Origin of the sequence: Micromonospora sp. NPDC048871 (assembly GCF_043198155.1) — a bacterium.
Taxonomy (GTDB): Bacteria; Actinomycetota; Actinomycetes; order Mycobacteriales; family Micromonosporaceae; genus Micromonospora.
The window spans coordinates 361640-383027 of the sequence record NZ_JBICUM010000004.1 but is presented as its reverse complement, the minus strand read 5'-3'; the positions used below and the strand labels follow the sequence as shown (position 1 = coordinate 383027).

At 71.2% G+C, this 21388-nt stretch carries 12 protein-coding genes; 4 read left to right on the top strand and 8 right to left on the bottom strand.

Going from position 1 to position 21388, the window contains the following annotated elements:
• Positions 1–55 precede the first annotated feature (55 nt).
• Positions 56–1825: a family 43 glycosylhydrolase gene (locus ACGFIK_RS13190; RefSeq protein WP_327027137.1), complete on the top strand. Its 1770-nt coding sequence runs from the start codon at positions 56–58 to the stop codon at positions 1823–1825.
• A 74-nt stretch (positions 1826–1899) separates the two neighbouring features.
• Here the strand turns inward: ACGFIK_RS13190 and ACGFIK_RS13185 are convergent, their stop codons facing one another.
• The 4 genes from ACGFIK_RS13185 to ACGFIK_RS13170 form a co-directional block, all read right to left on the bottom strand.
• Positions 1900–2073 carry a DUF6767 domain-containing protein gene (locus ACGFIK_RS13185; protein ID WP_327026258.1) on the bottom strand — a complete coding sequence of 58 codons (174 nt, stop codon included), beginning with the start codon at positions 2071–2073 and terminating at the stop codon, positions 1900–1902.
• A gap of 112 nt (positions 2074–2185) precedes the next feature.
• Positions 2186–4630: a M14 family zinc carboxypeptidase gene (locus ACGFIK_RS13180; RefSeq protein ID WP_327026257.1), complete on the bottom strand. Its 2445-nt coding sequence runs from the start codon at positions 4628–4630 to the stop codon at positions 2186–2188.
• Between the two features lie 124 nt (positions 4631–4754).
• Positions 4755–4835: a putative leader peptide gene (locus ACGFIK_RS13175; protein ID WP_350697899.1), complete on the bottom strand. Its 81-nt coding sequence runs from the start codon at positions 4833–4835 to the stop codon at positions 4755–4757.
• Between the two features lie 53 nt (positions 4836–4888).
• Positions 4889–5248, bottom strand: a complete 360-nt coding sequence (locus tag ACGFIK_RS13170; RefSeq protein WP_327026256.1) for a metalloregulator ArsR/SmtB family transcription factor — start codon at positions 5246–5248, stop codon at positions 4889–4891.
• Positions 5249–5286: 38 nt separating this feature from the next.
• Between ACGFIK_RS13170 and ACGFIK_RS13165 the strand changes: the two genes are divergently transcribed.
• Positions 5287–5745 carry an SRPBCC family protein gene (locus tag ACGFIK_RS13165; RefSeq protein ID WP_327026255.1) on the top strand — a complete coding sequence of 153 codons (459 nt, stop codon included), beginning with the start codon at positions 5287–5289 and terminating at the stop codon, positions 5743–5745.
• A 59-nt stretch (positions 5746–5804) separates the two neighbouring features.
• Here ACGFIK_RS13165 and ACGFIK_RS13160 read toward each other — a convergent pair whose 3' ends face one another.
• Both ACGFIK_RS13160 and ACGFIK_RS13155 read right to left on the bottom strand, forming a co-directional pair.
• On the bottom strand, positions 5805–8624 hold the full coding sequence (locus ACGFIK_RS13160; RefSeq protein WP_327026254.1) for a M36 family metallopeptidase: 2820 nt from the start codon (positions 8622–8624) through the stop codon (positions 5805–5807).
• Between the two features lie 153 nt (positions 8625–8777).
• A complete protein-coding gene (locus tag ACGFIK_RS13155; RefSeq protein WP_327026253.1) occupies positions 8778–11594 on the bottom strand; it encodes a M36 family metallopeptidase in 2817 nt (938 codons plus the stop codon).
• Between the two features lie 239 nt (positions 11595–11833).
• Here ACGFIK_RS13155 and ACGFIK_RS13150 point away from each other — a divergent pair, with 239 nt between their 5' ends.
• Complete coding sequence (locus ACGFIK_RS13150; RefSeq protein WP_327026252.1) at positions 11834–12319, top strand: SRPBCC family protein; 486 nt, start codon at positions 11834–11836, stop codon at positions 12317–12319.
• Here ACGFIK_RS13150 and ACGFIK_RS13145 read toward each other — a convergent pair.
• Together ACGFIK_RS13145 and ACGFIK_RS13140 are read right to left on the bottom strand one after the other, a co-directional pair.
• Positions 12301–12828, bottom strand: a complete 528-nt coding sequence (locus ACGFIK_RS13145) for a DinB family protein (RefSeq protein ID WP_327026251.1) — start codon at positions 12826–12828, stop codon at positions 12301–12303. The two genes, ACGFIK_RS13150 and ACGFIK_RS13145, sit on opposite strands and share 19 nt — an antisense overlap.
• A gap of 58 nt (positions 12829–12886) precedes the next feature.
• Positions 12887–15754, bottom strand: a complete 2868-nt coding sequence (locus tag ACGFIK_RS13140; RefSeq protein WP_327026250.1) for a condensation domain-containing protein — start codon at positions 15752–15754, stop codon at positions 12887–12889.
• A gap of 137 nt (positions 15755–15891) precedes the next feature.
• Here ACGFIK_RS13140 and ACGFIK_RS13135 point away from each other — a divergent pair, with 137 nt between their 5' ends.
• Positions 15892–21387 (top strand): non-ribosomal peptide synthetase, encoded by a 5496-nt coding sequence (locus ACGFIK_RS13135; protein WP_327026249.1) that lies wholly within the window; start codon positions 15892–15894, stop codon positions 21385–21387.
• The last annotated feature ends 1 nt before the right edge of the window (position 21388 follow it).

Sequence of the window (21388 nt, the reverse complement as noted above, 5' to 3'; positions counted from 1 at the left end):
GCTGCTGCCCGGCGCAAGAGGTCGGCGTCGGCTCGCCTGGCTGGCCGTACCCCTGATGCTCGTGACCTTCTTCGCCGCCCCGGCGAAGGCGGACAACCCCATCGTCCAGCACGTCTACACCGCCGACCCGGCACCCCTGGTGCACAACGGTCGGCTCTACGTCTACACCGGCCGCGACGAGGACGCCTCGACCTACTTCACCATGCGGGAGTGGCGGGTCTTCTCCACCACGGACATGTCGAACTGGACCGACCACGGGGTGCCGATGAGCCTGAGCACCTTCGCCTGGGCGGACGCAAACGCCTGGGCCGGGCACGTCATCGAACGCAACGGCCAGTTCTACTGGTACGTGCCGGTGCGGCAACGGTCGAACGGGCAGATGGTCATCGGGGTGGGGGTGTCGAACTCACCCACCGGGCCGTTCCGGGACGCCCTGGGCCGTCCGCTCACCGGCAACGGGGAGATCGACCCGCACGCCTTCATCGACGACAACGGGCAGGCCTACCTCTACTGGGGCAACCCGAACCTGTGGTACGTCCGGCTCAACCAGGACATGATCTCCTTCTCCGGCAGCCCGACCCAGATCCCCCTGACCACGGCCGGGTTCGGCACCCGCACCGGCAACTCCAGCCGCCCCACCCTGTACGAGGAGGGTCCCTGGGTCTACAAGCGCAACGGGGTCTACTACAACATCTTCGCGGCCGAGTGTTGCAGCGAGTTCATCGCCTACTCCACCGCACCCGGCCCCACCGGACCCTGGACCTACCGGGGGACGGTCATGCCCCGGCAGGGGGCCAGCTTCACCAACCACCCGGGGATCATCGACTACGCCGGAAATTCGTACTTCTTCTACCACAACGGTGCCCTGCCCGGCGGCAGCGGCTACACCCGCTCGGTGGCGGTGGAACGCTTCACCTACAACGCCGACGGGTCGATCCCGCTGATGAACATGACCACCGGTGGTGCGCCGCAGATCGGCACCCTGAACCCGTACGTCACCCAGGAGGCCGAGACCATCAACTGGGGCAACGGCATCGAGACCGAGGCCTCCAGCGAGGGCGGGGTGAACGTCGGCTGGATCGAGAACGGCGACTGGATCCGGGTCCGGGGTGTCGCCTTCGGCACCGGGGCCTCCTCCTTCACCGCCCGGGTGGCCTCCGGGTCCAGCGGCGGCAACATCGAACTGCGCCTGGACAGCGCCACCGGCCCCCTGGTCGGCACCTGCGCGGTCCCCGGCACCGGCGGCTGGCAGACCTGGACCAACACCTCGTGCGCCGTCAGCGGTGCCACCGGCACCCGTGACCTGTACCTGCGGTTCACCGGCGGCAGCGGCTACCTGTTGAACATCAACAACTGGCGGTTCACCGGCGGCTCGGCCACCGGTGGAAACCTGCTGACCAACGGCACCATGGAGAACGGCACGACCGGCTGGTCGGTGTTCGGCAGCGGCACCCTGTCGTCGGCCACCAACGTCGTCCGGAGTGGGTCGCGGTCCCTGCTGCACAGCGGGCGCACCGGCTCCTGGAACGGCCCCAGCCAGGAGGTGACCTCGGCGCTGACCAACGGGCGGACGTACACCACGACCGTCTGGGTGCGTTCGCAGAGCGGCACCCCCTCGGTCCGGCCCACCCTGGCGTTGACCGCCAACGGCACCACGAACTACGTGCAGCTGACCCCGGCGGCGACAGTCAACGCCAACGGCTGGACCCAGCTCACCGGTACGGCCACCGTGTCGTGGAGCGGCACCCTGACCCAGGCCCGCTTCTATGTCGAGACGGCCTCCGGCACCGAGGGCTTCTACCTGGACGACGTCTCCCTGCAATGACCCGCACCACCCCGACGGGCCCGGCCACCGGTCGGGCCCGTCGGTCGGTCACCGCCGCACGGCAGGGACCCCGATCAGCTCGGCCGATGCATGCGGGCCGCCTCTCGGATGCCCGCCCACAACTCCTCGTCGGTCACCACCAGGTAGACCAGCGGGCAGTCCTGTGGGCCGGTGACCTCCAACTGGCACAAAGTGCACGGCTGATCGGGGCGAAGCGGACACCTGGCGTCCGGTCTGCGGCCCGTCATGCCCTCATGGTCTCCGCCCCGCACCCCCGCTGACCAGGCCGTTCGGCCCTTGTCCCCAGGCCGGGCTACGACCCGGGCCCCGGCGGGATCGCCGGGGCCCGGATCGCTCAACTCACGGTTGGGCGGCCCACAGCAGAGCCCGACCCAGCTGCGGGTGCAGCCCCTTAGGGTGCAGCCGGAAGGTCGGGTTGGTGCCGAAGAGCACCACCCCGTTGCCGCCGGCGCTGACGCTGCGCACGATGCTGGCCTGGTCAGCGGCGGCGGCCTGCCCGTTGGCCCCGGTCCTCGCCCACCAGCCGGCCAGCAGGGGGTCCGCCGCGTACGACTGCTCCACGCTGACCCCCGGGCCCAGGTTGGTGAACCAGACCGGCTGACTGATGAAGCTGTACGCGCTGGCCTCGGCGGTGACCGGGCCACCCCGGTTCACCACGTTGACCACCCCGCTGGCCAGCGACGGCCCGGCGGTGGCGGTGACGCTGAGCAGCGCGGTCGCGTTGCCGAAGCTCGCCCCGGCGGTACCGAGGCCGACCACCCCGCCGCCGCGGGCCAGGAAGGCGTCCAACGCCGCCCGGTTGACCGGGGTCAGGCCGGCCACGTTGAGGTTGCTCGCCACCAGCAGCACGTCGACCTCCCCGGTGAGGGTGTCGGCGAGGGTCGCGGCGGTGACCGCCCGGGTGGCGAAGCCCAGGGCGGCCAGGGTGTCGCGGGCCTCCACGCCACCCAGGTAGCCGACGACGATCTCCTTGACCGGGGTGCCCCGCCAGCGGGCCGGAGCCCGCTCGAAGGTGACCCCGTGGGTGCGGACCGCCTCCTGAAGCAGCCTGCGGCTGCCCGGGCTGGTCTGCACCACCACGGACCCGTCGGCCAGCCGGTGCACCCGCAGGCCCTTGCGGATCAGCGAGTTGACCACCAGCAGGTCGGCGGCGTCCTGGATGTCGAGCCGCACGTCGGTGTTGGCCGGCGGCAGGGTGCCGCTGGCCACCCCGTCGTACACCCGGGTCAGCTGCACCTTGGGCAGCTTGGCGTCCCACAGGGTGTCGACGGTGGCACCCCAGGTCAGCCCGTGGCTCCAGGCCGCCGGACCGGCGTAGAGGTCGTCCACCCGGTCGGTCAGATCGATGCCCGGTTCCAGCAGGGAGTTGACCAGGCCCCGCTTGGGTTGGTGCAGGTCGATGACGTACGAGCCGGCCGGGTAGCTCTTGCCGGCGGCCCGGAAGGGGTGCTTGGCCCGCCACACCCGGCCACCGCTGCCGATCAGCAGGTCCACCAGGCGTGCGGCGGCCGGCTCGGAGCGCTGCCCGGCGCCGGTCGGGATCACGTACCCCCGGGGGAAGACCGTCTGGTAGTTGTCCTCCGGGCCCCAGCCCGGCACGAAGCCGTCCGGGATGTCCCGCAACGGCTCACCGGCCCAGCCGCGCCGGTAGACCTCCGCCTGGTCGAAGATCAGTTGGTTGCGGTGGTCCTGGATGTAGCGCAGCGAGGACTTGATCGCCACCTCGTGCACGTCGGTGTTGATGCCGGAGCGCCGCACCCGCTCCTGCGGGGTCAGGTTGGCCCCGCGCGGGTTCAGCGGCGCCTCGATGGTGTACGGGATGCTGCTCTGCAACAACGCGAAGGACGGCACGTAGATCGGCGGGAAGTCGTCCCAGACCCCCGGCGCGTCGTCCCGGAACGGGATGCGGGCCCGCTGCGTCTCGGGGTGGCCGAGCGCTCGCAGGTCCTCCTCGATGCCGAGGGCGTTCGGCAGGGCGTGCTTGATGAACAGGTCGTACTCGTTGTTGACGTTGTGCGGCGGGGTGCTCGGGTGCAGCAGGGTCGGGTTGACGTAGCCGTGCAGATCCAGGGTGATGATCGGCTTGGTGTCGATGATCAGCTCGCGGATCAGGTTCGTCTCCGGCTGGGAGACGATGGTCAGATCCCGGTTGAGGTCGTACCCGTTGCCGTTGGGCCGGGTGCCGGCGATCCGGCCGTCCGGGTTGGCGGTCACGTTGAAGATCAGGCGGTTGCGCTCCAGCAACCGGACCACCTCGGGGTCGCGGCTGGTGGCGTACTCCTCGATGACCCGCAGCGCCGCGTCGGTGCCCTCCCACTCGTTGCCGTGGATGTTGGCGTTGATGAACAGCGGGGTCTTGTACCCGGCCAGCAGCTTGCGGTCGGTGCGGGCCCGGACCGGGTCCTCCTCGATGAGGCGCTTCCACTCCTCCTGCTGGCGGGCCTGCTGCCGGGTCTCCGGGGCGGTGACGACGACCGCGTACAGGTCATGGCCGCCGCTGGAGGTGCCGGCCACCCGGGCGGAGACCCGGTTGCTGGCGGCCTGCAACGCGTTCAGCTTCGGGGCGATGTCGTGGTAGGGGATGACGCCGATCGGGATGGAGGCGTCGGCGGGGTTGGCCGGCCAGACCGGGAGCACGTTCTGCCGGGGGTAACCGGTGATCTGGTGAATGCTCGGTGAGGACGGTGGCACGGCCGGCAACGCCGAGGCGTTGGCCGGCGCGGCCCAGGCTGTCGTGCCGAGCAGGGCTAGGGAGAGCCCGGCGGTGGCCAGGCGTACGGACATGGTGTGCACGATGGACAGCTCTCCTGTCGGATGAAGCGATTGCCGTACACGGGCGTGCGGATAGGGCCGGAGACCTACGGCAGGAAGTCGCCCGCTGCGGGCGGGAAGGGGGGATGACCCGGCGTCAGCGGCAGGGTCGACAGGCAGCGCTGGCGACGCGCAGGAGGTCGATGTGACCTCGCTTCGTCAGGTAGGCGCTTCGCACGACAATGATCTTTATGGAGACACGTCAGAGTGTCAAGGGCCATGCGCTGACCGTCATCCCGAGGTGGGTCGCTCCAGGGTGGACCTGAGGGCGGCCAGCCGGTCCACCGCCGCACTGGCGTACGCCCCGATCCACCGGTCGTGGATGCGCTTGATCGGCAGAGGATCCAGGTGGTTCCACCGTTCGCGCCCCTTGCGTTGGGCGATGACCAGCCCGGCGGCCTCCAGCACCCGCAGGTGTTGCAGCACCGTGGTCCGGTCCAGGGGGGCCAGCCGTTCGCACAGGTCGCCGGTGGTGCGGGCCTGGTCCTTGAGCAGGTCGAGGAGGCGCCGTCGGGTCGGTGAGGCGAGCGCCTTGAACACCTCGTCCAGATCCTGGTCCGGGTTGTCGGGCTCGGCGCGACCGTCTGACATGTTATAAAAATACAACATGTCAGCGTGAGGAGATCAGCATGGACCTGCGGTTCAAGATCGCCGGCCGGATCAGCCGTCCGGTGCATGAGGTTTTCGAGGCCGTCGTCGACCCGGAGCAGCTCTCCCACTACTTCACCACCGGGGGAGCCAAGGGACGGCTGGCCACCGGGGCCACCGTCAGCTGGGACTTCGCCGACTTCCCCGGCGCCTTCCCGGTCGAGGTGGTCGAGGTGCAGCAGGACCGACGGATCGTGCTGCGCTGGGCGGCCGACGACGGCGAGGAGTCGACCGGGGTCTACCAGACGACCGTCACCATGGAGTTCGAGCCGCTGGGCGCCGACCGCACCCTGGTCACCATCGCCGAGGAGGGCTGGCGACCCACCCCGCAGGGACAGCGTGCCTCGTACGGCAACTGTGAGGGGTGGACGAACATGCTCTGCTGCCTCAAGGCGTGGCTGGAGCACGGCATCGAGCTACGGACCGGCTTCTACGCCTGACCGATGCCGACCGGGGAGCGTTCCGCGGCTCGGAACGCTCCCCGGCTCTCGGCCAACGGTCAGCCGACGAACTTGAAGTAGGTGCGGTACTGGAATCCGTTGTCGAGGGTCAGCACGAACTCCCGGCAGGTGCCGGCCCAGGCGGGGTCGGTCTTCCACACGTAGTTGTAGCGACCGTTGGCGTTGGCGGACATCTTCGAGTTACCCGGGTTGACCGCCTTGACCGGGGTCGGTCGCGGGGTGATCGACCCGTCCGGGTGCACGGTCTGCAGGGTGTCGCAGTCCACCAGACGCGAGTAGGGAGAGTTGCTGGCCAGGATGTCCAGGCCCCGGTTGCCGGCCAGCTGGAACTGCATCGGCACGGCCGATCCGGCGCTGACGGTGTTCATCCCCGAACGGTTGATGAAGTCACCCCGGCAGGACGGGTGGGTGTCGAACGCCTCGCTGTTGTCGTCCCGGTTGGTGGTGCCCTGCACGGCGCTGTAGCCCAGCCCACGGCGGGCGAAGGAGGCCCACAGGGTGCAGGAGTTCTCCCCGCCCGTCAGGGCAGCGTCCGCGGCGATGATGGCGTTGCGGCCGGTGACGAAGCCGGGGCCGCAGCCCTGCATCTTCAACCCGTCCATCACCAGCTGCAGGGCCAGGTTGTTGCCCCCGGTGTTCCACGGGTCGTAGACGTTCGGGTTGAACCCGTGCCGGTCGATCAGGTCCCAGGTCATGTCCCAGAGCACGGCGGCCCAGCCGTGACCGATGCCGTGCGGGGCAGCCAGGGAGGTGCCGTTGAGCCAGCCACCGGTCTTGATGCTGTCGTAGGTGAAGGGCTGGATCTCCATGTTGCGGGAGTACGGGCGCGGCCGGAAACCGTCACCGGTGCGGCTGTCCTGGAACAGGGCGTACTGCCCGTAGCCACGCGGGCCCTCGGGGTTGTCGAGGGAGGGGTTGATCAGGGAGACGATCGCCAGGAAGTCGCTCCAGCCCTCGCCCATCTGCTCGTTACCGGTCAGGCAGTTGACCGTCGGGCCACCGGTCAGCCGCAGGGAGACCCCGTGGCCGTACTCGTGGAAGATGGTCTCCGCGCGGAAGGAGGCGTCCCGCATGGCCGGGCGGTCCAGGTTGCGGTGCACCCGACCGGCGGAGGGCAGGGCGGCCTTGATGGCGTTGCCGTCGGCCTGGCTCACCATCACCGCGGGGATGCCGACCGCCGGGTTCATCGACCCGTTCATCACCACCGGGGCGCTGGCCACGTTGTTGACCACCACCACGGCGGCCGCCCCGGCCTGCTCGGCGTTGCTGACCTGGGTGTGGTAGTTGCAGCTGCTGCTGCGGTCGAGCACGGCGATCGCCCCGGCCGGCAGGCTGTACGCGGTGCAGCCGTCACCGGTGTTGCCGACACCGTCGTCGACAAGCGCCATGGCACCGGCGAAGCCGGCGCGGGTGGGCGCGGGGGTGAACCGGGCGTACTCCGCCTGGTAGGTCGCGGCGCCGGCACCCGAGCCGACCGTCACCGCGTTGGGCAGGCCGAACTGGTTGCCCGGCCAGAGGAACATCTGCATCCGGGGCCGGCCGCCGTCCATCGCCGGGGTGGAGAAGTTGGCGTTGTTCTGGCCGGAGCCGTCGTGCGCCTCGCACATCACGTCGTCGCCGCCGACCCCGCCACGGCCGTAGTTGTTGACCTGGAAGTTGCCGGCCGGCTCGTCGAATCCGTAGCCGTAGGTGAGGTCGTGGACGACGTTGCACCAGTAGAACTGGTTGACCACCGCGGCGTCCCGGTAGGTCTGCGGGTGCTCGTCCAGGTCGGCCGGAAAGTCGAAGTTCAGACCCGGTCCGCCGTCCGGGGAGCTGCCCGGGTCGACCTGGTTGTTGGCGTCCCGGTCGGTGTAGGCGTGGGCGTTGTTGCCCCGGGTGATGGTGTACTCGGGACCCGGGACCCCGTCGGTGTCGTGCCAACCGTACGGCGAGGCGGTCCCCTCGGCCGGGTTGGTCACCAGGTTGCGCGGCCCCTCGTTGGCGTCGTTCTTCGGGAACTCGAAGACCCGGTAGCTGGACCCGTCGAGGACCTGGTTGCGCGGGAGGACGGTCGGGATCTCGATGTCCGCGGCGGCGGTGGCCGCCTGCTGCTCCGGCCGACCCAGGGTGGCGGCCAGGTCCTCAGGACTGTCGTGGGTGGTCCAGTCGTCGCTGTCCAGCAGCTCACCGGTCTGCGCGTCGACGGCCACGTTCCACAGGTGCGGGTCCGAGGAGTCGTCGATGACCAGCTGCCAGGCCAGCCGCAGCCCCTCCTCGGTCGGCTGCCAACCCAGCTTCGCCGGAATCGGCTGCTCGGAGATGCCGCTGCCGGAGACCACGGTCCGCTGGGCCGCACCACCGGCCCGGCTCATCACCCGTGGGCTCTTGGGATCGGCCAGGTCCAGGGCCTCGGCCGCGGCCTCGACCGCCTCGACCGCGTCCAGCGAGGCCGCGCCGGAGGCCTTCTCGGCCAGGTCGGCCACCAGGCTGTCACCGACGAAGACGACACTGCCGTCCCGGGCCAGGTTCACCGTGGCGGTGGCCCCGAACACCTCCAGGTTCTGGTGCCGCTGGGCCAGGTTCACATGGGTGACCCCGTTGTGTCGGCTGGTGTACATCGAGGCCACCGCGAGGTCGCTGAGGTCGGCGGCGCCGACCCCGTGCTGGACCGGGTTGGCCCGCAGGTAGTTGACGGCGAGGGCCTCCGGGGCACCCTCGTTCGGGCCGGTGAGGAAGATCGGATTAGGGGTTCCGGTCCCTTCCTCCGGCGCCGCGGCGGCGGGTGTGGAAACCGATGTCAGGGACACGACGAGGGTGGTGGACAACACCAGCGCGGCGTTGCGTCGACCACGAGATCTCCGGGGGGATGAGGGCACCAGAGGCTCCTTCGCTGTACGGGAAACGGCGGCTTGTCGCCGCGCTGCCCCGCGGCCCTGGTAAGCCGCGATGGCAGGGGCCGAACGCACCGGAGGGAGCGTTCCGACGTGCGGGACGCTCCCTCCGGCTCTACCTCAGATCGTTGCCGTGGATCAGCCGATGAACTTGAAGTAGGTGCGGTACTGGAATCCGTTGTCGAGGGTCAGCACGAACTCCCGGCAGGTACCGGCCCAGGCGGGGTCGGTCTTCCACACGTAGTTGTACCGACCGTGGGCATTGACGGACATCTTCGACTTTCCGGGGTTGACCGCCTTGACGGGGGTCGGCCGCGGGGTGATCGAGTCGTCGGGGTGGACGGTCTGCAGGGTGTCGCAGTCCACCAGCCGCGAGTACGGCGAGTTGCTGGCCAGGATGTCCAGGCCCCGGTTGCTGGCGAGCTGGAACTGCATCGGGGCAGCGGAGCCGGCCTTCACGGTGTTCATCCCGGAACGGTTGAGGAAGTCACCGCGGCAGGACGGGTGGGTGTCGAACGCCTCGGTGTTGTCGTTGCGGTTGGTGGTGCCCTGCACGGCGCTGTAACCCAGGCCCCGGCGGGCGAAGGACGCCCACAGGGTGCAGGAGTTCTCGCCACCGGTGAGGGCGGCGTCCGCGGCGATGATGCCGTTGCGGCCGGCGACGAGGCCGGGGCCGCAGCCCTGCATCTTGAGCCCGTCCATGACCAGCTGCAGCGACAGGTTGTTACCGCCGGTGTTCCACGAGTCGTAGACGTTCGGGTTGAACCCGTACCGGTCGATCAGGTCCCAGGTCATGTCCCAGAGCACGGCGGCCCAGCCGTGACCGATGCCGTGCGGCGCGGCCAGGGAGGTGCCGTTGAGCCAGCCACCGGTCTTGATGCTGTCGTAGGTGAACGGCTGGATGTCCATGTTCCGCGAGTACGGACGCGGCCGGATGCCGGCACCGCTGCGGTCGTCCTGGAACAGGGCGTACGGACCCATGCCGCGCACCCCGTCGGCGGTGTCCACGCTCGGGTCGAGCAGCATGGTGACCGCGAAGTAGTCGCTCCAGCCCTCACCCATCTGCTCGTTGCCGCTGAGGCAGTTGATGTTCGGGCCACCGGTCAGCCGGTTGGAGATGCCGTGACCGTACTCGTGGATGATGATGCCGGCGTCGAAGTCACCGTCCCGGATGCCCGGGTGGCTCGGGTGCTTGCGCACCGAACCGGTGACGTCACCGGCGGCGATGGCGGCCTTGATGGCGTTGCCGTCGGCCTGGGTGACCGCGACCGCCGGGATGGCGACCGGCGTGCCGGTCATGGCCCCGGTCAGCACCGGAGCGGCCCCGGCGGCGTTGTGCGCCACCACGACGGCCTTGGCACCGAGGGACTGGGCGACCTGGGTACGCAGCAGGTAGGTGCAGGCCGCGGTGCCGCCGTCGACGACCGCGATCCAGTTGCCGCCCGGCAGGGTCGCCGGGTAGGTCGCCGTGGTGCAGCCGGTGCCGCCGTAGACGTAACGGTGCCCCGGCAGGCCGGCCACCGAGGGGGCCGGGCTGAACCGCGACCAGCCCGCGTCGAACGAGCCCACGCCGTCCACGACGACCTGGTTCTGGGCACCGAACTGGTTGCCCGGCCACAGGTACATCTGCATCCGCGGGGCGGCGCCGTCGGCGGCCGGGGTGGAGAAGTTGGCGTTGTTCGTGCCGTTGCCGTCGGCGGCCTCGGCCCGGACGTAGTCGCCGCCCACGCCGCCACGGCCGTAGTTGTTCATCTGGAAGTTGCCCGACGCCTCGTCGAACCCGTACCGGTGGGTGACGTCGTGGATGATGTTGTTCCAGTAGAACAGGTTCGCCGTCGCCGCGTCCCGGTAGCTCTGCGCGTGCTCGTTCAGGTCGACCGGGTTGTCGAAGGTCAGGCTCGGCCCACCGTCCGGGCTGCTGCCGAAGTCGGGGGCGTTGTTGCTGTCGGTGTCCTGGTACGCGTGGACGTTGTTGCCCTGGGTGGTGGTGTACTCCGCGCCCGGGGCCCCGTCGGTGTCGTGCCAGCCGTACGGCGAGGCGACCCGGTCGGCCGGGTTGGTCACCACCGTGCGGGGGCCGTCGTTCGGGCTCTCCGCCGGTCCGGCGTACACCCGGTAGGACGAGCCGTCCTGCACCGGCTCATGGGTGTGGAACCCGGCGCTGTTCAGCGTCGTGGCCCGCCCCGGAGCCAGGGCGTCCAGGTTGTCGGCGACCTCGTGGGCCTCGTGCTGGGTCGTCCAGTCGTCGACGTCGAGCAGCTCGCCGCTCTCCGCGTCGATGGTGGCGTTCCACAGGTGCGAGTCCGAGGAGTCGTCGATGACCAGCTGCCAGGCCAGGCGCAGCCCGTCCTCGGTCGGCTGCCAACCCAGCTTCGCCGGGATCGGCTCGTCGGAGATGCCGCTCTCCGACACCACGGTCTTCTGCGCCGCGCCACCGGCCCGGCTGAGGACCTTGGGGCTCTTCGGCGCAGCCAGGTCCAGGGCGTCGGCGGCGGCCTCGACCGCGTCGACGGCGTTGAGGTCCGCCGTGCCGGAGGTGCCCTTCGCCAGGTCCGAGACCAGGGTGCCGCCGACCAGGATGACGCTGCCGTCCTTGGCGATGTTCACCGTGGCGGCCGCACCGAACACTTCCAGGTTCTGGTAGCGCTGGGCCAGGTTGACGTGGGTGACACCGTTGTGCCGGCTGGTGTAGCTGGACAGGATGCTCAGGTCGCTGAGATCCGCGGCGTTCACCCCCTGCGCGGCGGGGTTGCCGCGCAGATAGCGAATGGCGATGTCCTCGGCGGCACCGTCGTTCGGGCCGGTGAGGAAGATCGGGTTGGACCCGGCCGGCGCCTCCTCGGGTGCGGCCGAGGCGGGATTGGCGGCGAGTGTGGTCAGCGACGCGACGAGGGTGGTGGTGAGCACCACTCCTGCGGCACGTCGGCCACGAGATCGATGGGGCTGTAGGGGCACCTTTGCTCCTTTTGGGGGTTGAAAGGACAGCGCGGGCTCCGATTCACCACCGCCGGGGCGGTCCGTCACGACTGTCCGCGACACTCGCCCGGTGGTCACTGTGCGTGACCGGGTCCGTGCGAGGTGAATCGCGTTGACGCTACGGTGCAGCTCACGACCGGTCATCCGACGGGTGACCAAACATTTCGATGATTCGCTTATACATATGTCGATTGCATCGGCCGTGACAGGATGGCAGGGTGCCCGACCGGTCGGCTCCCGCCATCGCTTTCGCGACAACCTTTCTGGTGTCCTCCTCTGTGGAGGAGGTCTTCGACCATCTCAGTGATCCGCACAGCTACCTCGGACTGTCGCCGTTGATCGTGGCGGTGGACGAGGTACGCATCAGCCGGGACCCCGAGGGCCGCACGGTGGCCGACTACGTCGCGGTCGAGCGGTTCCGGTTCCTCCGCCTGCTGCGCTGGGACAACCGGATCCGGGTACGCATGGTCACCACCCGGCCGGGCGCCCAACTGGTCAGCGAGGTGGCCAGCCCCGGAGGGGTGCGACTGCGGGCGGTGGTGGACCTGACCGCCGAGGCGACCGGGACCCGGGTGCACGAGCAGGTCACCGCTACCGCCCCGGCCCTGCTGCGGCGCTTCGTGGCCGACCAGGCCCGTCAGGTGGCGGCCTACCGGGCGGCCGAGTTGACCCGCCGCATGAAGGGTCAGGCCGAATCCGCCTGATGCAGCAGCCGGAGTTGACCGATCTCGGCGACGTTCTTCATCAACTCCGCGTTGACCCAGGCGAGCAGATGCGCCACGGTGTGCTCCGGGTCGTGTGGCCAGGGGAACGGCGCCACCCGGTCGAGGTCGGCCTCGGTGAGCCGGTCCAGCACCTCCTGCCACTCGGTCCGTAGCCCACCCAACCAGGCGATGGTGGGTGCGCCGTCCCCGGGCCAGTGAATCTCCGTGCGCTCGCGGGGTGGTCGGCCCTGCAGGTGGTCTAGGGCGACCCCCCACCACCAGCCGATGTGCCAGGTGAGCCAGGCGATGGTGGGCACCGGCACCGGATCGGGCTCGGTGTCCGCCCAGTCCGGCACCCACCGGCCCGCCGGGTCCCGGCGAACCGTCCAGCAGTGCGCCGCCGGCTCCCAGCGGAACTGCTCCGGCGTCAACCGCTGAAGGTGGTAGTCGAACAACGACCAGGTCAGGTCGAACTGCCAGCGCAACAGGTCACGACGCGAGGAGGACATCGCTGGATCATCGCATCCGACGCCGTACCCGCCGAGGGGTTTTCGGCCGGTGTGCGCCTCACCCGGCGGCGGTGTGCGGCAACCCGGCGGCGGTGTCGGGTGTCCACGGCCAGGGCACCTCCCGGCAGGCCGCCTCGACCAGCAGCGCCTCGATGCCGCGCAGGAAGGGCTCGACCCGCTGGGCCGGGAAGTACCGGGTGTCGGCGGTGACGACCAACTCCACCCCCTCGGGTGCGTCGAGCACCTGGAGGCGGCACCGCCAGGGGAACTGCTCCAGCTCGGCCAGCCAGCGGAAGCGACTGTCCGACAGCATCGTCCGCAGGCCGGCCGCGTCCGGGCCCGACCGCCCCGGGTCGACCTCGCGCAGCAGCCGGGCATCGTTGAGATAGCAGTAGGGCGCCAGGAAGGTCCGGTGATCGTGACCCAGGTCGGTGAAGGTGCGCTCCCACACCGCCGGGTCGTAGTAGGCGTGCCGGTAGGCGTCCAACGCCGCCCGCCCGGCCCGGGACAGCAACTCGGTGAAGCCGGGTCGGCCGGACAGGTCCAGTCGACACAACCCGATCTGGTTGAGGGTACCGATGGCCTCGGCGTGCCCGGGTTGGAAGCGGTTGTTGGCCATCACCACGATCCCGCAGGTCTGCTGGCCGTCGCCGGTCAGCCCGGCGGCGGTGGCCGCCAGGATCACGTTGGCGGTGCTGGTCCGGTTCCGCGCCGCCACCAGCCGCACCGCGTGGTGCGCCGCCGTGGACACCAGCGAGCCACGTCGGTAGCGGGGCTCCGGCGCCGGCCCGACCGGGTCGGACAGGCTGGGGGTGAGGTCCGCCAACTGCCGCACCCAGTACTCCACCGCCCGCTGTGAGCGCCGCTGCTCGACCTCGCGCTCCCGACCGGCCAGACCCAGCGACTGAAGGCCGGCAGCGGCGGGTGTGGAGCCGGCCAGCAACACCCGCAGATCGCGCAGCACCAGGTCGGCGGCGTGCACGTCGACGGTGGCGTGACTGAAGACCACCACCACCTGCCGTACCCGGCCGTCCACCGTGACCAGGGCGGCCCGCAGCGGCCACTCGGCCACATGGTCGAACCGGGGTGTCGCCAGCCGGGTGGTCAACCCGGTCGCGGCCGCCCGGCCGTCGGGGTCCTCGGCGGGCCGCGGCACCGGGTGTACGAGCACGGGCAGCCGACCCGAGGCAGCCGCCTCCTGATGCAGTTCGTCGTCACGGCGACGGAACCGGGTACGCAGGGACTCGTGCCGCTCCAGCAGGGCACCGATCGCCGTGACCGCCCGCGCGACCGTCAGCTCCGTGCGGGCGGGGACCGGCAGCTGACGGGGCAGGCACAGCGCCCGGTACCCGGCGGGGGAGTCGAACTCCTCCAGGCTGCGCCACATCGCCCGCTGCCCCCAGGTCAGCGGCGCGTTGGCGGCCCGTCCACCGGCGAAGGAGGCGGAGACGACCTCCTCGCCCTCGGCCAGGACCGCCACGCCCCCCGACTCGCCGCCGACCGGGGCGATGACGGGCGACGCACCGGTGGTGGCCCCCGGTGACCAGGGCCAGGGCACCTCGTCGTGGGCCGCGGCCACCACCAGTTCCTCCATCTCGCGCAGGTGGGTGTGCACGGCGTCCATCCCGATGTACCGGGTGTCGGCGGACAGGGTGATGCCCACCCCGCCGGGTTCGTCCACGACATGGGTCAACATGTGCCAGGCCGTCTGATCCAGCCCCTCCGTCCAGGACAGGGTGCTGGCGGCCATGGCGGCCCGAAGATCGGCGGGGGTAGCCGCCGGTGGCCGCCCGCCACCACCCACCGACAGCCGTACGTCGTTGAAGTAGTACTGCGGCCCGAACATCGCGTCGAAGTCGATGCCCTGCTCCTCGAAGGTCCCGCGTAGCGAGGCCGAGTGGTAGTAGGCGTGCCGCAGGCCGTTGAGCGAGGCGGTCCAGACCCGGGAGAGCACCTCGGTGAAGTCGGGCCGGCCGGACAGGTCCATCACGCAGAAGCCGACCTGACCCAGGTTCGCCACGGCCTCGGCGTAGTCGGTGCGGAATCGGTTGTGCGCCATCGGAAACAGGCCCACCAGGGTACGCCCGCTGTGCCGGGCGGCGACCGCGTGATAGGCCGCCAGCAGCACCGCGGAGGCGCTGACCCGGTGCCGGGCGGCGACCATCCGGGCGGCGGTGCCGATGGCGGACGAGACCAGCACCCCCCGACGTACCGGCGGGTCCAGCCCCGGGCCGGTCTCCTCCCATGGTTCCTGCGGCAGCCGCCGGTACTCCCGCAGCCAGTAGGCCGCCGACCGCTCGGAGCGTCGGAGGTCCGGGCCGTGCTGGAGCAGGGCCACCTCGGTCGACTGGGGACCGGGTGGGGTGGGCAGACTTCCGCGCAGCAACAGCAGCCGGAGATCACGCAGCACCACCTCGGCGGCGTGCGCGTCCACCGTGGTGTGACTGAACACCAGCACCACCTGGCGTACCCGGTCGTCCACCGTCACCAGCGCCACCCGCAGGGGCCACTCGGCGCTGTGGTCGAAGGCGACGTCGCCGAGCCGGGTGGCGGCCGCCCGGGCCGCCTCGGCACCGTCGTCCACCCCGGGGCAGACCAGCACCGGTAGCACCCCGCTGGCCACCGCCTCCTGTCGCGGCTCGCCGTCGATCACCGGAAGCCGGGTGCGCAGCGCGGCGTGCCGACTGACCAGCGCACCCACCGCCCGCAGGGCCGTCGGCAGGTCCTTCGCGGCCCGCGCCGAGATCACGATGGTACGCCGCAGATTGAGGAAGCGGTGGTTGGAGCCGAACCGGCTGATCGAGCGCCAGAGCACCTGCTGGGCCCAGGTCAGCGGCGCTGTGGCGGCGCCGGTACCGCTGAACTCGACCGGGGCCAGGGGCTCCGAGGCCCACTCGACCGGGATGACGACGTCCGCGAATGGCATTCCCGACCGTAGAACGGACCGTACGGGTGCCGGATCGATCGATCGAGTCTTGCACAGTGGACCGATCAGCCGATTCGCGCTTTCCGATGCACGATGCAGACTACGGACTCCCATCCGTCATCGGAGTGAGGCGCTGCGTGACAAACGTTGACGCGCCGGCGTGGAGTCCTGCCCGCTCGCCGGAACTACCCCGATCCACCGACCGCCCGCGTCTGTCGTTCGGCCAGGAGAGAATCTGGTTCACCGAGCAGCTGACCCCGGGCACCGCCGCCTACGTCATCTACTCGACGCTGCGACTGCACGGCCCGCTGGAGATCGATCTGCTCCGGGCCGCCCTGGACGCCACCGCCGCCCGACACGACAGCCTGCGGATGCGGTTCACCGAGAACGCCGACGGGGAACCCGTAGTGCAGGTGGCGCCCGAGGTGCGGGTACCGGTCACGGTCACCACCGCCGAATCCGACCAGGCCGCCCGGGAACTGGTCGCCGCCGCCGTCGACACCCCCTTCGACCTGACCGCCGCGCCGCTGCTGCGGGCCCTGGTGGTCCGGATCGACGACGAACAGCACCTGCTGCATCTGGCGATGCACCACATCGTCAGCGACGGCTGGTCGCTGGACATCGTGATCGGCGAGGTCGCCGCCACCTACGGCGCGCTGCGCGACGGCGGCACCGCCCCCGCCGCCCCGACCACCGGGTACCTGGACTACGCCGCCTGGCAGCGGGCCCGACTGGACGGCCCGGCCAGCGGCGACGGGTTCGCCTACTGGCGTACGGCGCTGACCGAGGTGCCGCCGCTGGAACTGCCCACCGACCGGCCCCGCCCGGCCGTGCTGTCGTACGCCGGGGGCACCCACCGCTTCGCCTTCGACGCCGAGCTGACCGACGGGCTGCGCCGACTCAGCCGTACCCACCGCAGCACCCTGTACATGACGCTGCTCACCGGCCTGCAGGCCGTCCTGTTCCGCTACAGCGGCCAGCGGGACTTCGCCATCGGCTCCCCGGTCGCCGGCCGGGTGGTGCCGGAGCTGGAACGACTGGTCGGCCTGTTCGTCAACACCCTGGCCCTGCGCGCCGACCTGTCGCCGACCACCACCGGCCCGGACACCCCCGCCGAGCCCAGCTTCGCGGCCCTGCTCAAGCGCACCCGGGGCACGGTGATGCGGGCGCTGGCCCACCAGGAGGTCCCGTTCGAGCGGCTGGTCGCCGACCTCAATGTGGCGCGTGACGTCAGCCGTACCCCGGTCTTCCAGGTGTTGTTCACCCTGCAGAACTACGACCAGGGCGGCACCGGTTGGCCGGCCGGGCTGCGGGCCGAGGGGGTGGGTACGGACGCCGCGACCGCCCGGTTCGACCTGTCGCTGTACGTCGGGGAGAGCGCCGACGGCCTGCGCGGCATGTTCGTCTACAACAGCGACCTGTTCGACGCCGCGACCGTACGGCGACTGGCGGCCGGCTTCGAGACCCTGCTGCGCGGCGCGATCGCGGCACCGGACCGCCCGGTGGTCGACCTGGACCTGCTGGACCCGGCCGAACGGGACCGCACCCTGGCCCTGGGGCGACCCGACACCGACGACACCACCGGGGTCACCGGCGGCGCCACCACCCTGGCCGACCTGATCGACCGGCATGTCGCCGCCACCCCGGACGCCCCGGCAGTGGTCGGTGAACAGTCGCAGACCCTGACCTACCGGGAGCTGGACCGCCGGGCCAACCGACTGGCCGCCTGGCTGCGCGGGCGGGGGGTCGGCCCGGACAGCCTGGTCGGGGTGCTGCTGGAACAGTCCGTGGAGTTGGCCGCCACCCTGCTAGGGGTGCTCCGCGCCGGCGGGGCCTACCTGCCGCTGGATCCGGAGCAGCCGGCCGCCCGGCTGGGCCTGATGCTCGCGGACGCCCGCCCCAGCATCGTGCTGACCAGCGCCGACCTGCGAGACCTGCTGCCGGCCGAGCTGCACACGGCCTGCCTGGAGGAGGTGGCAGCCGACATCGCAGCCGGCCCGGACACCCCACCCGAGGCCACCGCGACCGGTGACAACCTGGCCTACGTCATCTACACCTCCGGCTCCACCGGCGTCCCCAAGGGGGTGGCGGTGGCCCACCGGCAGGTGCTGCGCTACCTCGACGGGGTAGCCGACCGGTTCGCCGTCGTCCCGGCCGCCCGGTACGGGCTGCTTCAGTCGATGTCCTTCGACTTCAGTGTCACCGTCTTCTATCTGGCCCTGGCCACCGGCGGTGCGGTGCACCTGCTGCCCCGCCGGTGCACCGGCGCGGAACTCGCCGAGCGGCTGCGGGCCCGGCACATCGACTACCTGAAGATCACCCCCTCGCACCTGATGGCGCTCACCGCCGACGCCGAACCGGACGAACTGCTGCCGGCCCGGGCGCTGATCCTCGGCGGGGAGGCCTCCGAACTGGAGCGGATCGCCCCCCTGGCCGCCGGCGGGGCCCGGGTGTTCAACCACTACGGCCCCACCGAGGCCACCGTCGGCGTGACCACCTACGAGGTACCCCCCACCGAGACCGGCGCCGGCCCGGTGCCGATCGGTCGGCCCCTGCCACACGCCCGGGTCTATGTCCTCGACGAGCGGATGCGCCCGGTGCCGGTCGGGGTGCCCGGCGAGCTGTACCTCGGCGGCGACCGGCTGGCCCGTGGCTACCTGAACCAGCCCGAGCTGACCGAGCAACGGTTCCTGCCCGACCCGTACGGCCCACCCGGCGCCCGCCTCTACCGCACCGGCGACCTGGCCCGCTGGCGCAACGACGGGCAGCTGATGTTCCTCGGCCGACGCGACCACCAGGTGAAGATCCGCGGCTACCGGGTCGAACTGGGGGAGATCGAAGCCGCCCTGCGGGACTGCCCCGAGATCCGGCAGGCGGCGGTGCTGCTGCGCGAGGACCGGCTGGTGGCCTACCTGGAACCGGCCACCGAGGTGGACCCGCCCCAACCGGCGCAGCTACGCCGCCGACTCGCCGAACGGCTGCCCGAGCACATGCTGCCCAGCCGCTGGGTGCTGCTGGACCGGCTGCCGTTGCAGGACCACGGCAAGGTGGACCGGCGGGCCCTGCCCGCCCCGACCGACGAGCCGACCACCGATGCCGAACAGGTGGCGCCGGAGGGGCCGGTGGAGATCCTGATCGCCGGGATCTGGCAGGCGGTGCTCGGGGTCGCCCAGGTCGGCGCCGGGGATGACTTCTTCGACCTGGGCGGGCACTCCCTGCTGGCCACCCAGGTGGTGGCCCGGCTGCGGCGGGAACTGCCCGAGGTGCTTGGCGCCGCCGCACCGACGGTCAGCGTGATGGACCTGTTCCGCCACCGCACCGTACGCGAACTGGCCCAACTGGTCGGCGGTGGCGCCACCGCCGACAGCGGGCTGCTGTACGAGCTGACCCCGCCGGTGCCCGCCGGAGCGCGCATCGCCACCATGGTCTGCGTCCCGTACGGCGGCGGCAGCGCGGTGGTGTACCAGCCGCTGGCCGACGCGCTGCCCCCCGGATACCGGCTGCTGTCCGTGGCCGTACCCGGACATGACATCGGGGTGGCCGACGACCCCGCGCCCATCGAGGAGGTCGCGGCCGAGGTCGTCGCGGAGATCCTGGACCGGGTCAGCGGCCCGCTGATCCTCTACGGACACTGCGGTCCCGGCGGGGCCCTGGTGGTGGAGGTGGCCCGGCGGCTGGAGGCGACCGGCCGGGAGTTGGCGGCGGTGTATCTCGGCGCGGTCTTCCCCTTCGGCCGACCCGCCGGTGGCCTGCTCGGCCCGCTGCTGCGGCTGCGGCTGGCCGAACGGCTGCGCAGCGACCGGATCTACCGCACCTGGCTCCAGGCCCAGGGCACCAACATCGGGCAACTCGCACCCGAGGAGGTGCGGTTCCTGATCCGGGCGATGCGCCACGACGCCGAGGTGTCCGAGGAGTACTTCACCGAGCTGATGCGCCAGCGGGTGACCCCACTGCGGGCGCCGATCATCTCCGTGGTGGGGGAGCGGGACCGGGGCACCGAGTTCCACGAGGAGCGCTACCGCGAGTGGCACTTCCTCAGCGACCGCACCGCCCTGGCCGTGATCGACGAAGGGGGCCATTACTTCCTCAAGTACCGGGCCCCCGAACTGGCCGAGATCGTCACCGAGGTGCACCGGCGCCTCGACACCCCCACCCCGGTGGTCGAGACCGGGGTCGACCCCGAGCCGGCCTGGCAGTTGGCCGCCGTCTCCGACCGGGGCGCCGAACCGCCGCCGACCGGCCGGAGCCGGACGGACACCGCGCCCCCACCGAGCATGCGGCGCTTCGGCATGGTCGCCGCCGGACAGATCACCTCCGGCCTGGGCACCGCGCTGACCACCTTCGCCGTACCACTGTGGATCTACACCCAGACCGGCTCACTGGCCCGGTTCGCGCTGTTCGCCGTACTGGCGCTGCTGCCCGGCCTGCTCATCGCGCCGTTGGCCGGCGCGCTGATCGACCGGTTCAGCAGGCGGGCCGTCCTGCTGACGGCCTGCGCCGCCGCCGGTGGCGGCAACGCCGCGCTGGCCGTACTGGTGCTCCTGGACCGGGTCGAGATCTGGCACTTCTACCCCTTCACCGCCTGGCTGTCGGTGGCGCTGGCCTTCCAACGCCTGGCCTTCGTCTCGGCGGTGCCGCAACTGGTGCCCAAACGGTTCCTCGGTCACGCCAACGGCCTGGCCCAGACCGCCGTCGGCCTCACCCAGTTCGTGGTGCCGCTGGCCGCGGTGGCCCTGCTCCAGGCCGTCGGCCTACGCGGCATCCTCCTGGTCGACGTGGCCTGCTACCTCTTCGCCATCACGGTGCTGGCGGTGGTGAAGTTCCCCCGCACCCTGGCCCTGCAACGCCGCGAGAGCATCGGCGCGGAGATCCTCGCCGGACTGCGGTACGCGCTGCGCCGCCGGGAGTTCCGGGCCATGCTGGCCTTCTTCGCCGCCCTGAACCTCTTCCTCTTCCCGGTGCTGTTCCTGCTCTCCCCACTGGTGCTCGGCTTCGCCGGCCTCGACGAGGTGGCCCAGGTGGCCCTCACCGGCGGGATCGGGGCGGCCACCGGCGGCCTGGTGATGCTGGTCTGGGGTGGTCCCCGGCACCACCGGATGCGCGCGGTGCTGCTAGGCACCCTCGGCATCGCCGTGGCCGCCATGCTGACCGGGCTGCGCCCCAACCTGGCCCTGATCGCCGCCGGCGCCTTCGGGATGTACGCCTGTCTGGCCATCGTCAACGGGGTCTACGCCACGATCATCCAGACCAAGGTGCCGCCGCGCGTACACGGCCGGGTCTTCGCACTCAACCAGATGGTCGCGCAGTCCACCCTGCCCCTGGGCTGGGGTCTGATCGCCCCGGCCGCCGCCCGGATCGCCGAACCGATGCTGCTGCCCGGCGGCGCCCTGGCCGACACGGTCGGCGTCGTCCTCGGGGTCGGCCCGGGACGCGGCCACGGCCTGCTCTACGTGCTGTTCGGGCTCTGCATCGCGGTCACCGCACTGGTCTCGCTGGTGATCCCGGTGCTGGCTCGCTTCGACGACCAGGTGCCGGACGCCCCGCCGGACGACCTGGTCGGCATCGAGGAACGCCAGGCCCGGGCCGCCGCCGTGACGACCAGCCCGGCACCGGCCCTCCGGAAGGCGGCCTGAG